15 protein-coding genes are annotated in these 13,010 nt (G+C 64.3%); 6 read left to right on the forward strand and 9 right to left on the reverse strand.

Features of this window, described 5'->3' with window-relative positions; translation table 11 throughout:
* Nucleotides 1-24: 24 nt before the first annotated feature.
* From B6S01_RS06100 to mscL, 7 genes are all read right to left on the reverse strand, one after another.
* Nucleotides 25-873, reverse strand: coding sequence for a CheR family methyltransferase (locus tag B6S01_RS06100; protein WP_231567982.1), 849 nt, complete (start codon nucleotides 871-873; stop codon nucleotides 25-27).
* Nucleotides 874-893: 20 nt separating this feature from the next.
* A complete protein-coding gene (locus tag B6S01_RS06105; RefSeq protein WP_037464769.1) occupies nucleotides 894-1,976 on the reverse strand; it encodes a chemotaxis protein CheB in 1,083 nt (360 codons plus the stop codon).
* Between the two features lie 55 nt (nucleotides 1,977-2,031).
* On the reverse strand, nucleotides 2,032-2,397 hold the full coding sequence (locus tag B6S01_RS06110) for a response regulator (protein WP_037464765.1): 366 nt from the start codon (nucleotides 2,395-2,397) through the stop codon (nucleotides 2,032-2,034).
* Nucleotides 2,398-2,476: 79 nt separating this feature from the next.
* Nucleotides 2,477-2,914: a chemotaxis protein CheW gene (locus B6S01_RS06115; RefSeq protein WP_037464763.1), complete on the reverse strand. Its 438-nt coding sequence runs from the start codon at nucleotides 2,912-2,914 to the stop codon at nucleotides 2,477-2,479.
* Between the two features lie 11 nt (nucleotides 2,915-2,925).
* A complete protein-coding gene (locus B6S01_RS06120) occupies nucleotides 2,926-5,289 on the reverse strand; it encodes a chemotaxis protein CheA (protein WP_037465220.1) in 2,364 nt (787 codons plus the stop codon).
* A gap of 137 nt (nucleotides 5,290-5,426) precedes the next feature.
* On the reverse strand, nucleotides 5,427-5,699 hold the full coding sequence (locus B6S01_RS06125) for a hypothetical protein (RefSeq protein WP_037464760.1): 273 nt from the start codon (nucleotides 5,697-5,699) through the stop codon (nucleotides 5,427-5,429).
* A 145-nt stretch (nucleotides 5,700-5,844) separates the two neighbouring features.
* Nucleotides 5,845-6,276: a large conductance mechanosensitive channel protein MscL gene (mscL, locus tag B6S01_RS06130; RefSeq protein WP_037464757.1), complete on the reverse strand. Its 432-nt coding sequence runs from the start codon at nucleotides 6,274-6,276 to the stop codon at nucleotides 5,845-5,847.
* 102 nt (nucleotides 6,277-6,378) lie between these two features.
* Here mscL and B6S01_RS06135 point away from each other — a divergent pair, with 102 nt between their 5' ends.
* From B6S01_RS06135 to B6S01_RS06150, 4 genes are read left to right on the forward strand one after another with little or no spacing between them, the layout of a single operon-like run.
* Entirely contained in the window at nucleotides 6,379-6,984 is a 606-nt protein-coding gene (locus B6S01_RS06135; protein ID WP_037464755.1) for a LemA family protein, read from the forward strand.
* 8 nt (nucleotides 6,985-6,992) lie between these two features.
* Nucleotides 6,993-7,781, forward strand: coding sequence for a TPM domain-containing protein (locus B6S01_RS06140; RefSeq protein WP_037464752.1), 789 nt, complete (start codon nucleotides 6,993-6,995; stop codon nucleotides 7,779-7,781).
* The gene (locus tag B6S01_RS06145) at nucleotides 7,781-8,458 is read left to right on the forward strand and encodes a TPM domain-containing protein (RefSeq protein WP_037465218.1); all 678 of its coding nucleotides are present in this window, start codon (nucleotides 7,781-7,783) and stop codon (nucleotides 8,456-8,458) included. The genes B6S01_RS06140 and B6S01_RS06145 overlap by 1 nt, the downstream gene beginning before the upstream one ends.
* Nucleotides 8,455-9,000, forward strand: a complete 546-nt coding sequence (locus tag B6S01_RS06150; protein WP_037464750.1) for an NUDIX hydrolase — start codon at nucleotides 8,455-8,457, stop codon at nucleotides 8,998-9,000. Before B6S01_RS06145 ends, B6S01_RS06150 begins: the two co-directional genes overlap by 4 nt.
* A gap of 11 nt (nucleotides 9,001-9,011) precedes the next feature.
* Here B6S01_RS06150 and B6S01_RS06155 read toward each other — a convergent pair whose 3' ends face one another.
* Nucleotides 9,012-9,470: a DUF6456 domain-containing protein gene (locus tag B6S01_RS06155; RefSeq protein ID WP_037465215.1), complete on the reverse strand. Its 459-nt coding sequence runs from the start codon at nucleotides 9,468-9,470 to the stop codon at nucleotides 9,012-9,014.
* 97 nt (nucleotides 9,471-9,567) lie between these two features.
* Here B6S01_RS06155 and B6S01_RS06160 point away from each other — a divergent pair, with 97 nt between their 5' ends.
* The gene (locus tag B6S01_RS06160; RefSeq protein ID WP_037464748.1) at nucleotides 9,568-10,131 is read left to right on the forward strand and encodes a helix-turn-helix domain-containing protein; all 564 of its coding nucleotides are present in this window, start codon (nucleotides 9,568-9,570) and stop codon (nucleotides 10,129-10,131) included.
* Nucleotides 10,132-10,189: 58 nt separating this feature from the next.
* Nucleotides 10,190-11,362 carry a glycosyltransferase gene (locus B6S01_RS06165; protein WP_037464745.1) on the forward strand — a complete coding sequence of 391 codons (1,173 nt, stop codon included), beginning with the start codon at nucleotides 10,190-10,192 and terminating at the stop codon, nucleotides 11,360-11,362.
* Here the strand turns inward: B6S01_RS06165 and B6S01_RS06170 are convergent.
* Complete coding sequence (locus B6S01_RS06170) at nucleotides 11,359-13,008, reverse strand: molybdopterin-dependent oxidoreductase (protein ID WP_037464742.1); 1,650 nt, start codon at nucleotides 13,006-13,008, stop codon at nucleotides 11,359-11,361. The genes B6S01_RS06165 and B6S01_RS06170 overlap by 4 nt on opposite strands.
* Nucleotides 13,009-13,010: the final 2 nt, after the last annotated feature.

A 13,010-nucleotide genomic window follows, 5' to 3' on the forward strand; every position in this document is an offset into this window, starting at 1 on the left:
ACGGATGCGCCGCGATGTGCGGCGTCAGACTGCGCGACGAAGAGGCGCGACCGCGACCCGGCTACCCTGGGGGCGACGCGCATAGGCGCCGCGAAATTCCGGATGGGGTATGAAATCTTCACTATGGCCGATCACGGTCTCGCCCGCCCCCAGCAGCAGCACCGATCGTTCGCTGCTGTGGCGGGTGAGCAGGCGGAACACCTGCTGCCGCCGTTCCTGCGTGAAATACAGCAGCACATTGCGGCAGAGCAGCAAGTCATATTCGCCCGACGGCGCCTTGGCGTCGAACAGGTTGTCCGTGCGAAAATCGATCATCCGGCGCAATTCGGGACTGGCGCGCCAATTATCGCCCACCGGTTCGAACCATTTGATCAGGTCGCTCACGGCCAGACCGCGCTGAACGTCCATTTGCGAGAAGATGCCGTTGCGCGCCTGCTCTATGGCGGCGCCGGAAATATCCGTCGCCAGTATCTCGATGCGCCAGCCCCGCCAGCGCGCCATGTCGTTGCGCAGTTGAAGGGCGAGCGAAAAGGCTTCCTGCCCGGTCGAACAACCCGCGCTCCAGATCCGCAAGACCCGGTCCCCCCGATCCGTATGAAAAGCAGGCAGGATGCTGCGAGAGATCATGTCGAAGATCTGGAGATCGCGGAAAAAGCTGCTTTCATTGTTGAGCAGCGCATTGACCACTTCATCCTCAAGCGCCGGATCGCGATTGCCCAGCAGCCCGGCGGCCAGTTCGTCCATGTCAGCCATACCGCGACTGCGCATGACGGGCTTCAGCGCGGTTTCCATGCGCCAGGCGCGGCTTTCCGACAGAATTTGCCCCGTGCGCGCCTCCAGCAGCGCGGAAAAGATGCGAGCGGCGCCGCGCAAGGATGAATCGGTCGAAAGGGTCAATGTGCCAAACCTCTGCTCTTTCCGCGTCTCGCGACGAAATCCATGATGGCATAGGGGTCCAGAAGAGCGCAGCTCAACCCCGCAGCCGCTACCGATCCGGGCATGCCCCAGACCACGCTGCTTGTTTCATTCTGCGCGACGATCCAGCCGCCCGCGGCGACGATGTCGCGTCCCCCTACGGTGCCGTCGCGCCCCATGCCAGTGAGCACGATACCCGCCGCGCCTGGCCCGTAGGCTTCCGCCATGCTGGCGAACATCGGATCGACGCCGGGCAGGTTGCCCCCGGCCGTGCGTTGAGGGTTCAGCACGACCATGACCCGATCATAAAGACCACGACGGACCTGAAGATTGGCGTCGCCCGGCGCAACATAGACCGTATCGGGCTTCAGCATCTCTCCCTGTTCGGCGACCTTCACCCGCAGGCTGGTCATCCGGGCGAGCTGTTGAACGAAATAGGGTGTGAAGCTGACCGGCAGATGTTGAGTGAGCAGGATCGGCACGCCGAGCGGCGCGGACATGCCTGCAAATAGCTGGCTCAGCGCATGGATGCCCCCGGTCGATGCCCCGATGCCCAGGCAGGCGAGCGGCGCATTCGCCTGCGCCGAAGCCATTTGCAGCGGCGGCGCGTCGCCCTGCGGAGCGGCATTCGCGCCGAACAGGCGGGACAGGCGTTCGATCAGCGATTGGGGAAACGTCTCGCCAAAGCAGCCGCTGCCGGGTTTGGCCAGAATGTCGCTCGCGCCAAGAGCCAGCGCTTCGATCGCAACCGCGCTGCCTTCCTGGCAATTGCCCGAAAGGATGACCACCTTCCCACGCGGATTGGCGCGCAGGAAGGCTGGCAGAGCCGCCAGCCCGCTCTGGCCCGGCAATTCTATGTCCAGCAGAACCAGATCGATATCGTTCCCGGCGATAAAACCCAAGGCCTGTTCGGCGCTGCTGGTCTTGTGAACGACGGAAAAGGCAGGATCGCCGGCCAATATCCGTTCGATGACGGTCCGCACGACGACCGAATCATCGACAACCATCGTGCGGACCGGCGGTCTGCTGTGGCTGGCCATGATCGGCATGACGGCGGTCATCTGGGGACTTTCGAACGAAAATGGGAAACGAAGAGCGAATGGAGAAAAGCGGTCGCTAAATGACGCCGACGATCGCCAGCTTGCTTTCAAGCGTCTCGCGATCAAAAGGTTTCATGACATATTCGTCGGCCCCCGCTTCCACTGCCGCCTTGATATGGCTGATGCCATTTTCCGTGGTGCAGAAGATGATCTTGGGCCGGGCGGTGACTTTCGCCGTGGCAAGCGCCTGAAGAAATTCCATGCCGCTCATGACTGGCATGTTCCAGTCCAACAGCACGACATCGGGCGCGGAAGCCTCACATTGGGTCAGCGCATCCTGCCCGTCGACCGCTTCGGTCACCGTCAGGTCCAGGGACTCCAATATGTGCCGCGCGACTTTGCGAATAACCTTGGAATCGTCGACTACCAGGCAGTTTTTCATGAAGCGTCCCTTAGATTTTTCTTCCTGTGCAGAAGAGATTAGCCGCCAAAGCCGAGTAATTCGTAAACGGCCCGGAAATTTATGCTGCCTGCGCCAGGAAACCGGATTCGATGAAACTGGCGAGCGATACGAGAAGGTGCGGCTGGCCGTCCTGTTCGACGATCGCCCGCGCATAAGGCGACCATGCACGGTCGAGCTGGCCGCGCAGGGGCAGGTCGCCTTCGGGCACCTGGCAGATGTCGTGGACGGCATCGACCATCAGGCCGTAGCTGTGCCCGCTGATGTCCGCGATGATCGCCAGACCGCATTGGGCCGACGGCGTGGGCGTGCCGCTTATCAGGGCGGGCACATCGATGATCGTGAGGACGCGGCTGCGCAGGGCCGACAGCCCCGCTACATGGGCGGGCATGCCCGGCACCGGCGAAATATCGGCGAGCTTCACCACCGCTTCCACCTCTTGCGCCGCAACGGCGACGCGGGTGCCGGCCAGGGTCGCCAGAAGATAAAGCTGGTCCATCGACTGTCTCCTTAACGCCGCGCGCCAGCGATGGCGGCCATCAGCGCATCCTGATCATAACGGTAAATGCTGCTGTCCTGCGGCCCCGTGGGCCGTGGCGAAGCGCGCAACTGCACGACGCGGCAACCCAATATCTCCGCCGCCTGAGACGAATCGCCGTCCGAACACAGCACGATATCGGCCGGATCGACCGCCTCGTCCTGCGGCAGGCCCAGAATGACCTCGTGCCCGGCCTGCCGGAGCAGCGGCGCCAATATCTCGCGCGTCCACCCATCCTGGCTGTCCGCCAGCACGCAGCGTCCGCGCGTCCGCTCCACAAGCGGGCCATCGGGCAAGGCGGCGAACAGGGCGAAGGGGTTGATGACTTCCAGATGTTCGCCGTCGATCACCGAAACGCCGCTGAGCAGGCCGTGCATCGCGACCATGTCGGGCACGGCAGGCATCTCCACGATATCGAGGACCGCCGCCACCGGATAGCAGGCTTCCCGCGTTCCATCGCGCAGGCGCAGCGCCGACACATGGTCCGCCGTAAAGGCGTGAACGCCGTTGACGACAGGCACCAGTCGGCCATCGAGACGGACGAAAGCGTGCGCTCCCGACCGGCCGAACGACGTCACATCGACATCCTCGACCCGCTCGACCAGCGACAGCTTGATCAGCCGCTTTTCGCCCGACAGCTCTTCAAAACGCAGCGCGGAGACCATCTCCGTCCGCGCCGCACGCTCATCCTCTTCTTCCGCCTGACGGTCGGCCCGGTCATCGGCAATATTCGGCAGGCAGGCGGCATTGGCCAGCCCCGCCGCATCCAGCAGCAGCATCGGCTTGCCATTGTCCGGCAGCGTCATGCCGGCATAAACGCCCGTCGCCATCACCAGCGGCGAAGCGGGCCGGATAACCAGTTCCTCATGATTGTCGACGGCGGCAACGCCCAGCGCAAAGGGCACGCCCGTAGCGGACCGCACGACCATGACGGCGCGGGGGCCAGCCTGCGCCGGCTTTTGCATCCCCAGAACATCTTCCAGGTCGATCATCGAATGCCGCACAGAGCGGATCGTCGCGATCTTGGCCCCGCCAACTTCGGCGACGTGCAGCGTTTCATTATTATCGTGCAATATTTCCACGACCGCCGCGCGCGGTATCGCGAAATGCAGCCCGCCCGAACGGATGATAAGGCCCGGAATGATGGTCAGGGTCAGGGGAACGCGCAGGATGATGCGCAACCCCCGGCCAGGTTCATTATGAAGCGCGATCATGCCGCCGATTCGTTCGACATTGGCGCGCACGACGTCCATGCCGACGCCACGGCCCGAAATCGCGGTGACGGCCTGCGCGGTCGAAAGGCCCGCATGGAAAATAAGGTCCAGCTTTTCGGCCTCGCTCATCTTCACCGCCGCGTCGCGCGAAAGCCTGCCCGCACCGACCGCCTTTTCCACAAGGCGGCCCGTGTCGATGCCACGCCCGTCATCGCTGATCTCGATCACGATCTGGTTGCCCGACTGCCGGGCCTGCAGCATGAGCGTGCCCGCTTCCGGCTTGCCCAGCGCACGGCGCTCCTCGGGCGTTTCGATGCCATGGTCGATGCTGTTGCGCACGATATGGGTGAGCGGATCAACGACCATCTCGACCATTTCGCGGTCCATCTCGACGTCGCCGCCTTCAAGGACCAGGTCGATCTTCTTGCCCAGGTCACGGCCAAGATCGCGGACCATGCGGGGGATGGCGGTGAACAGGCGATCGACGCGCTGCATACGGGTTTTGGAGATGGCGTCGCGCATGTCGGCCACACAGGTCGACAGCCGTTCGAACGCGCTTTCCAGTTCCGGGTCGCCCGTCCGTTCCCGCAACTTGCGCGACAGTTCGTTGCGGGCCAGCACCATGTCCGACACGCCATTCATCAACTGGTCGATCAGCGACAGCGGCAGGCGAATGGTGCGGGGTACGGCCTGCGCGCCGCCCAGCCGCGTGGTTTCCACCGCAGGGGCCGCCGCTTCGGGCGCTGCGCCTTGCACCGGCTGCGTCAGGGCGCCGATCAGATAATCGTCATTTTCGTCCGGCAGCGCCGCGCCGATCGCCACCGCTTCGGCCAGTTCGGCGATGCGGTCCATGATGCCCAGCACCGCGCTGACGGTAGCCGGATCGGCAGTGCGATTGCCATTGCGGATTTCCGACAGAACATCCTCGGCCGCGTGGCTCAAGCGCTCGAAGCGCGGCAGGTTCAGGAAGCCGCAGCTGCCCTTGACCGTATGGAAGAAGCGGAAAATAGCGTCCAGCCGGTCGCGATCGCCGGGGTCCGCTTCCCACGCGACGACCTCGCTTGCCAGGGCTTCCAGCGTTTCCTGCGTTTCAGCTATGAATTCCTGAAGTAGCTCGTCCATTCCCTTGGCCTTCACGGATGCGCGCGTCGGCACCATGGGGATGGCGTGGTTAAAGGCCCGTTAAAGACGTGCCGTTCACAACAAAAAGGGCGCCGCAACCTTCGTCGCGACGCCCTTTTTGCTTTTTAAGCGAAGGCTTAGTTCATCTTGTCTTCAACAGCGTCACCCGCCGCCTCGCCCGCTTCGCGGGTCGCGTCAGCCTTGTTTTCCAGGGCGTCGGCGGCGTTTTCAGCAGCAGCTTCGGCGTTGCCGGACAGGTTATCGGCCATGGCTTCCATATTATCGGCCTGGTTGTCGATGGCGTCCGCCTGATTCTCGTATGCGTTCTCAACCTGGTTTTCCTGCTTGGAATCGCATGCAGCAAGCGCGATCAAGCTGGCCAGGCCAAGAACTGAGACGATGGTTTTCACGGCGTTTCTCCTGTTGCGCCCCCCAGGGGCTGACGTCATTCGGCAAGAGGCCCGGCAGCACAGTGCACCCGGAACTCTGATCGCGATCAACTGGTCGCACGGCAGATGGTTCCCATCGCACGACTCCTTTCGTCGCAGAAACGACTTATTTTTTCAGATTGTCCCGAATTTCCCGCAGCAACAATATGTCTTCCGGCGTGGCTGCAGGCGCGGTTTCGCCCGGTTTCGGCATCAACCTGTTCACCGCCTTCACCAGCAGGAAGATGATGAACGCCAGGATCAGGAAATTGACGAGGACGGTCAGAAACTCGCCCCATCCCAGCATGGCGACGCCCGCACCCTTCAAATCGGCATAGCTGCCGGGATCGCCCTTGAACTCCGGCGGAATATCGCCAAGCCGGATGAAATAGCTGGAAAAGTCCGCACCCCCGAACAGGAAGCCGATCAACGGCATGATGAGATCATCGGTCACCGATTTGGTGATGGTGGCGAACGCCCCGCCGATGATGACGCCAACCGCCAGGTCGATCACGTTGCCACGGTTGATGAAAGTCTTGAATTCGGAAATCAGCCCCATTTACGAACCCCTTGTGGTGATTGCATGTTTAAGAGGATGAGACGTTGCGCCCGCATCCACAACCACCTATTTCCGTCCTCGTCACAAAGCCGAGGATGTTCCATGACGATCCTGCGCCGTTTTTCCCCTGCGTTTCTCTTACCCTTGCTGTCGGCATTCGCGCTGTCCGCCTGCGGCATCAATAGCGTGCCAGCCGCCGAAGAGGTGGCCAAGGCGAAGTGGGCCGATGTCCAGGCCCAATATCAGCGCCGCGCCAACCTGATCGGGAACCTGGTCGCCACCGTCAAGGCGGCCGGCAAGCAGGAGCAGGACACTTTGGTCGGCGTGACCGAGGCCCGCGCGAAGGCGACATCCATCCAGGTCAGCGCCGATGATCTTTCGGACCCGGCCAAGGTTCAGCAGTTCCAGCAGGCGCAGGCGCAACTGGGGCAAGGGCTGGGCCGGTTGCTCGCTTCGGTGGAGGCCTATCCAGACCTGAAGGCCAACCAGAATTTCCTCGACCTCCAGTCGCAACTGGAAGGGACGGAGAACCGCATCGCCGTGTCTATCCGGGATTATAACGAAGCGGTCCGCGCCTATAATACCCGCATTCGCACCTTCCCCGACGCGATCGGCGCGAAGATCATCCATGGCGCAAAGCCGATGACGCCGTTCCAGGCCAGCACGCCGGGAGCAGATGAAGCGCCCAAGGTCGATTTCGGTAACTGAAAGCGCACATGCTCCGCCGCCTGATCCTGATCCTTGCGCTGCTGGTGTGGATACCGGCGGCGCAGGGGCAGACTTTTCCCAAGCTGACGGGCCGGGTGGTGGACGATGCCGCGCTGCTTTCACCCGCGCAGGAACAGGCGCTGACCCAGCGGCTGGCGGCATTGGAAAAGGAAAGCGGCCGACAGTTGGTGGTCGCCACGCTGCCCAGCCTGCAGGACTATGACATATCCGATTATGGCTATCGCCTGCTGCGCGCGTGGGGCATCGGCGACAAGGAACGCAATGACGGCGTGCTGCTGATCGTCGCACCCAAGGAGCGCAAGGTGCGCGTCGAGGTGGGCTATGGACTGGAGGGCATTTTGACCGATGCCCTGTCGTCCCAGATCATCCGCAATTCCATCACGCCGCGCTTCAAGGCAGGCGACATGGCGGGCGGTATCGAGGCCGGGACCAACGCCCTCATCACGCTGCTCAGCCTGCCGGCCGATGAGGCGCGGGCACGCGCGCTGGCGGCGGAAAAGGCGCAACAAGGCAACCGGGGCTGCGGCAGCCCGCTCATCCTGATCTTCTGGATCGCTATTGCAGCCTTCATCATCGTGCCGACCATCTTCGGACGGCGCGGCGGCAGGCGCTATCGCGGCGGCGCGGGACCAATCGTCATCTGGGGGCCGGGCGTCGGCGGATCTGACTGGGGATCGGGCAGTGGCTGGGGCGGCGGCGGCGGCGGTTGGGGCGGCGGCGGCTTTTCCGGCGGCGGCGGCAGCGGCGGCGGCGGCGGCGCATCGGGGGGATGGTGATGCGTCTTCGCTTGAGCCAGGCCGATCATGAACTGGTCACCCGGGCGGTGGCCCAGGCGGAACAGGAAACCGATGGCGAGATCGTGACGATCGTCGCCCGGCGATCCGATGCCTATCATGATGCGGGGCTGCATTGGGCCATCGGCGCTGTATTCGTGGCGCTTTCCATCGCGGCGGCTTTCCCCGCGCATTTCCGGGCGCTCTGTTCCTGGCTGCTGCTCAGCTGGGAGCATGAAGTTGAAGACTGGAAGCTGCTGACGGTCCTGCTGGGATTGCTCATCGTGAAATTCCTGGCCGTGCGCTACATCCTTGCCTGGATGCCGCTGCGGCTTGCGCTCACGCCCCGGACCACCAAGGCGCGGCGGGTGCGGCGGCGGGCGATGACCCTGTTCCGTGCGGTAGCGCTGGGCCGGACGAAGGCGCAGACGGGTGTCCTCATCTATCTTTCCCTTGACGAGCACCGCGCCGAAATCATCGCGGACGCCGCGATCAATCAGAAAGTGACCCCGGACGTCTGGGGCGATGCGATGGCGGCGATGATCGACGCGGTGCGCGACGGCCGCACTGGCGAAGGCATGGCGGAAGCCGTCCGGCAGGTGGGTGCGGTGCTGGCCCGCCATTTCCCGCGCAGCGCCGACAACCCCAATGAATTGCCAGACAGGCTGATCGAATTATGAGCGAACAGGACATGGCCGCCGCAGAAGAAATCATGTGGGAAGGCCGTTTCATCACCGCCAAGCGGCGCGGCAGGTGGGAATATGTCGGACGCGCGCGTGGCATCCACGCCGCCGTCATATTGGCGATCGACGAGGATGCGGACGGCACGCGCCATGTCCTGCTGGTCGATCAGTTCCGCGTACCGCTGGGCCGCCGTTGCATCGAGCTGCCCGCTGGCCTTGTCGGCGATGATGAGGAAGGCGAGGAATCCGCCCTGGCCGCAGCGCGCGAGCTGGAGGAGGAAACGGGGTATCGCGCTGGGCGGATGGAGGCGGCGGGCGATTTCTACAGTTCGCCCGGCATGGTGTCGGAAAGCTTCTGCCTGTTCCGCGCCCATGACCTGTGCAAGACCGGCGAAGGCGGCGGCGTGGATGGCGAGGATATTCGCGTTCACCGCGTCCCCCTCGCCACCCTCGCCAGCCAGATCGCCACCTGGCGCGCCGAAGGTTTCGCCATCGATGTAAAGCTGCTGCTGCTGCTGGGCGCGGACATGGCGCGTTAGGCGTCAGGCCGTCACGGCACCCTGTACCAGTCGGCCACACGATCCAGCGCCAGGGTCAGCACCAGCTTGCCCGCCCGGCTTGGCCAGCCCAGCGCGCGTTCCGCCGCGACCAGCCCTTCGCCCGCACAGGCGACGCGCCATAATATGTCGCTGAGCCCCGGTCCTGCAGCGGCGATGGCGGCATGGAAGCGTTCGCGCGCCGACAATTGGGCAACCGTCGGATCGGGCGCGCCTGCCCCGCTCCTTCTACCGCCGCTGGCGGGCGCAGCGTCCCACCGCATGGTGACGCGGGGGCCAAGGCCAGCCCTGTCCCAGTCCGCACGCAGCAGTTCGCCCGCGCGATATTGGCGTTCATTCAAATGCCCCCGCGCGTGGAGCCATGAGATCGGCGATTCGCCGATATTCACCGCGACCGTCTGGACATGTCCCTTTGGATCCTCGATCTTCTGTTCAATGAACTGGCCTGGCATCTCGCGCCTCCTGACAAGGGAATGATAGGAAGGCCTTGCCATGACGAACCAATTGTAGGAAAGATCAAAAACCAAATAGGTAAAATATGGAACAGGCATGATTACCCGCATCAGAGAGGTCCGCAAGGCGAAGGGGCTGACGCTGGAGCAGGTCGCTGCCCTTTGCCAGCCGCCGACCACGGCGCAGACGATCGGCAGGCTGGAAACGGGCACGCGAACCGTATCGGTCAACTGGCTGAACCGCATAGCAATGGCGCTGGGCGTCGGATCGTCCGAACTGGTGGCGCTGCCGGGGCAAAGCGTCGTGCCGGTCGCCGCGCTGCTGGGCCCGGAAGGCGCGCGGGCGCCGACCCGCAGCCTGTCCTTTCCGCCGCCGGCGCCTGCCGACGCGATGATCGGGGTGCAGGTGTCGGCCAGCATCGGCGATTATCGCAGCGGCGACGAAATCTGGTGCCGCCGGATCGGCCCCGATGAATTTACCAGCGCGCTCAACCGCGACATGCTGCTGCCGCGCCATGCCGGGCGCTTCGTGTTCGGCAGGCTGATCGGCCGCGAAGGCGACAGGCTGCACATCCTGCCGCTGGGCAGCGGCAGCCGCCAGCAGGTAATCAGCGACCCGCCCTGGGGCGCGGTCGCGGTTCAGTTGGTGAGACAATTATAGCCAAGGCGATGCTTCAGCCCTAACTCTCAATTAACCGCGATGTCCTAAGGGAGACGGCATGACGCTGAATGTCCTTACGCTATCGACGCTCTTTCCGGACATGAGCCGGCCCAATTTCGGGGTGTTCGTCGAGCGCCAAGCCCGCGAGCTAGCCAGCCGCCCCGATGTGACGGTGACGGTCATAGCGCCGCTGGGCGTCCCCATCTGGCCGATCGGCCTTTCCAGTCACTATGCCGCCCTCCGCGCCCTGCCGCGCAAGGAAAGATGGCAGGACCTGACCGTCTATCGCCCGATTTTTTCCACCATTCCCAAGATCGGCGCGCGCATGAACGTGCGCAACATGACGGGGGCCATATTGCCGCTGGTCCGGCATCTGCACGAACAGCAGCCTTTCGACGTCATCGACGCCAGCTTCTTCTTCCCCGATGGGCCGGTGGCGCAGCGTCTGTCGCGGGCGCTTGGCATTCCCTATTCGGTCAAGGCGCGCGGCGCGGACATCCATTATTGGGGCAGGCGCAGGGACACGCGCGGCCTGGTCAAGCGAGCTGGGGACGGCGCGTCCGGCCTGCTGGCGGTATCCAGCGCGATGCGCCGGTCGATGATCAAGATGGGCATGGATGCCGAAAAAATCCGCGTCCATTATACCGGCGTCGATCTGGACCGCTTCGAGATAGCCGATCGCGCGAGCGCCAAGGAAGCGTTGGGATTTGAAGGGCCGGTGATCCTATGCGTCGGTGCGCTTATCCCGCGCAAGGGCCAGGAATTGCTGGTGCAGGCGCTTCCCCGCCTGCCGGGCGTCACGCTGCTGTTCGCGGGACAGGGGCAATATCGCCGCGCGCTGGAAAAACAGGCGGAGGAACTGGGCGTCGATCGGCGCATAGGCTTTCTGGGGTCGGTTCCGCACGACCGGCTGCCGCGCATCTACGCCGCCGCCGATGTCATGGCCCTGCCCTCCTCGTCCGAAGGGCTGGCCAATGCCTGGGTCGAATCGCTCGCCTGCGGCACGCCGATCGTCATCACGGATGTAGGCGGAGCGCGCGAACTGCTCGACCGGCCGGAAGCGGGCCATATCGTAGATCGGGACCCGGACGCCATCGTGACGGCCATCGGCGACATCCTGACGAACCCGCCCGAACGGGAAGCAGTGCGCGACACGGCGCTGCGTTTCACCTGGGAAGCGAATGGCGACCTGCTGCTCCATCACCTGAAGGGCATCGCGCGGGGCGGTTAAAGCAGCAGCCGTGCCTTGCCGTCAGGGGTAAGGAAATGCCCGCCGTCAAAGGGCAACTCGCCCCAGCGCCATGGCGTCAGTTCATCATAAGCCGGGTTTGAGATCGGCGCATGGCGACGCAGGTTCAGCAGCCTTTCGCCCTCATTCCGGTAAGCGGTCAGCCGGGCATGTTCACGATAGATTTCGGCGGGCCGCTCATAGTGAAAGGCGTCATGCCATCCCATCGACCGCGCGACCTGGGTCAGGCTCCACCAGTCCGGCCTTGCTTCACCGGGCAGGGGGAAAAGGCGGCGTTGGCGGCTGATCAGCCGGTCAGCGCCCGTAATCGTGCCGTCCTTTTCGATCCAGACGGGCGAAGGTAGCGCCAGCATGCCCTCAAGCGGCAGGCCCGGCTCAAGCCAAGGCGTCGACAGGATGACAAAGGGCGCCTTGGGCAACGCCGCGCGCAGCGGGTGGCCCACGGGCGGCAGTCCGCCCAACAGCCATAGCAGCCTGATCCGTCCATCCTCGATCGCTTCCACCAGCGCCGCGCCGGTCAGGCCGGGCTGCTCCGCCATCCGATGCGCGCCCCAGAAGCGGGCGGCCTGAGCGATGGAGTCGGTTGAAAAGTCCCGATGCGCGGCGAGTTGTCCGCTGTCGCACCCCACTTCACGCGCGCCCATCGCATTGGGCGAGCGGGCGATGCCGACCGGCGCGGCGCCGGGGGTTCCGATCCAGCCCATCGCCAGATGCAGGTTCAGGATCGCCTGGGGCAGGCGCTGATCATGCTCCTCGTCCTCGGCCGGACCGTATAGCGTCACTACGCGCCGCGTTGAGGCGAACATATCGTAGAAGGCGCGGACGTCGGCAGGGGCCAGTCCGCAGCGCCGGCCCACCGACCAGAGATCATGATCGGACCGCAAGCGGGTCCAGAAATCCTCCGACACCGTCACATGGCGCGACATAAAATCAGCCGCCAGCAGACCGCTGTCATGGCCGTGCAGCAGCAGGCCAGACAGCAGTGCGGCGGCGCTGCCCGGCGCGATGGGCAGGTGCAGATCCGCCGCAACTGCCGGCGCATCCTCCCCATCGGTCAGCAGGATGAGCCTGGCATTCCCCTGCTCACGCGCCGTCCGAATGCGATCAACCAGCACCGGATGCCGCAGCAGCGTGGATGCGCCCACGGCAAGGATCAGGTCGGCCCGTTCCACATCCTCATAGCTTCCGGGCACGACATCTTCACCAAGTCCAGCCCGATAGGCGGCCTCCATGCCACCATCGCGCCAGCACGGCCCATCGATATGGGCGGAGCCGACAAAGCCCTTCATCAGCTTGTTGGCGACATAATAATCTTCGGTCAGCAGATTGCCTGCGACATGCATCGCGACGCTGTCGGGGCCATGCCTGCCGAGAACATCCTTCAGACGCCGGGCGGCGTGACCGATCGCCCGCTGCCAGCTGATCCGCTGGCCAGCCAGCATCGGGTGAAACAGCCGCCCATCGAGGGGCGCCATCGCGGTGAGCGCATCGCTTTGCGGGCACAGCAGGCCGCCACTGGCCGGATGCACCGGATCGCCTTCGTAGGACAGGCTGCGTCCTTCGCCCGTCACGGCGCGCACGCCACAGCCGACCGCGCACTGACCGCAAAGCGTTCGGACGATAGCCATAA

This window comes from Sphingobium herbicidovorans (assembly GCF_002080435.1).
Classification (GTDB): domain Bacteria; phylum Pseudomonadota; class Alphaproteobacteria; order Sphingomonadales; family Sphingomonadaceae; genus Sphingobium; species Sphingobium herbicidovorans.

What these genes read in the sequence shown, in the direction of transcription:
- B6S01_RS06105 (WP_037464769.1), bottom strand. Translation starts at nt 1,976, where the DNA reads ATGACCGCCGTCATGCCGATCATGGCCAGCCACAGCAGACCGCCGGTC.
- B6S01_RS06110 (WP_037464765.1), bottom strand. Translation starts at nt 2,397, where the DNA reads ATGAAAAACTGCCTGGTAGTCGACGATTCCAAGGTTATTCGCAAAGTC.
- B6S01_RS06115 (WP_037464763.1), bottom strand. Translation starts at nt 2,914, where the DNA reads ATGGACCAGCTTTATCTTCTGGCGACCCTGGCCGGCACCCGCGTCGCC.
- B6S01_RS06120 (WP_037465220.1), bottom strand. Translation starts at nt 5,289, where the DNA reads ATGGACGAGCTACTTCAGGAATTCATAGCTGAAACGCAGGAAACGCTG.
- mscL (WP_037464757.1), bottom strand. Translation starts at nt 6,276, where the DNA reads ATGGGGCTGATTTCCGAATTCAAGACTTTCATCAACCGTGGCAACGTG.
- B6S01_RS06135 (WP_037464755.1), top strand. Translation starts at nt 6,379, where the DNA reads ATGACGATCCTGCGCCGTTTTTCCCCTGCGTTTCTCTTACCCTTGCTG.
- B6S01_RS06140 (WP_037464752.1), top strand. Translation starts at nt 6,993, where the DNA reads ATGCTCCGCCGCCTGATCCTGATCCTTGCGCTGCTGGTGTGGATACCG.
- B6S01_RS06145 (WP_037465218.1), top strand. Translation starts at nt 7,781, where the DNA reads ATGCGTCTTCGCTTGAGCCAGGCCGATCATGAACTGGTCACCCGGGCG.
- B6S01_RS06150 (WP_037464750.1), top strand. Translation starts at nt 8,455, where the DNA reads ATGAGCGAACAGGACATGGCCGCCGCAGAAGAAATCATGTGGGAAGGC.
- B6S01_RS06155 (WP_037465215.1), bottom strand. Translation starts at nt 9,470, where the DNA reads ATGCCAGGCCAGTTCATTGAACAGAAGATCGAGGATCCAAAGGGACAT.
- B6S01_RS06160 (WP_037464748.1), top strand. Translation starts at nt 9,568, where the DNA reads ATGATTACCCGCATCAGAGAGGTCCGCAAGGCGAAGGGGCTGACGCTG.
- B6S01_RS06165 (WP_037464745.1), top strand. Translation starts at nt 10,190, where the DNA reads ATGACGCTGAATGTCCTTACGCTATCGACGCTCTTTCCGGACATGAGC.
- B6S01_RS06170 (WP_037464742.1), bottom strand. Translation starts at nt 13,008, where the DNA reads ATGGCTATCGTCCGAACGCTTTGCGGTCAGTGCGCGGTCGGCTGTGGC.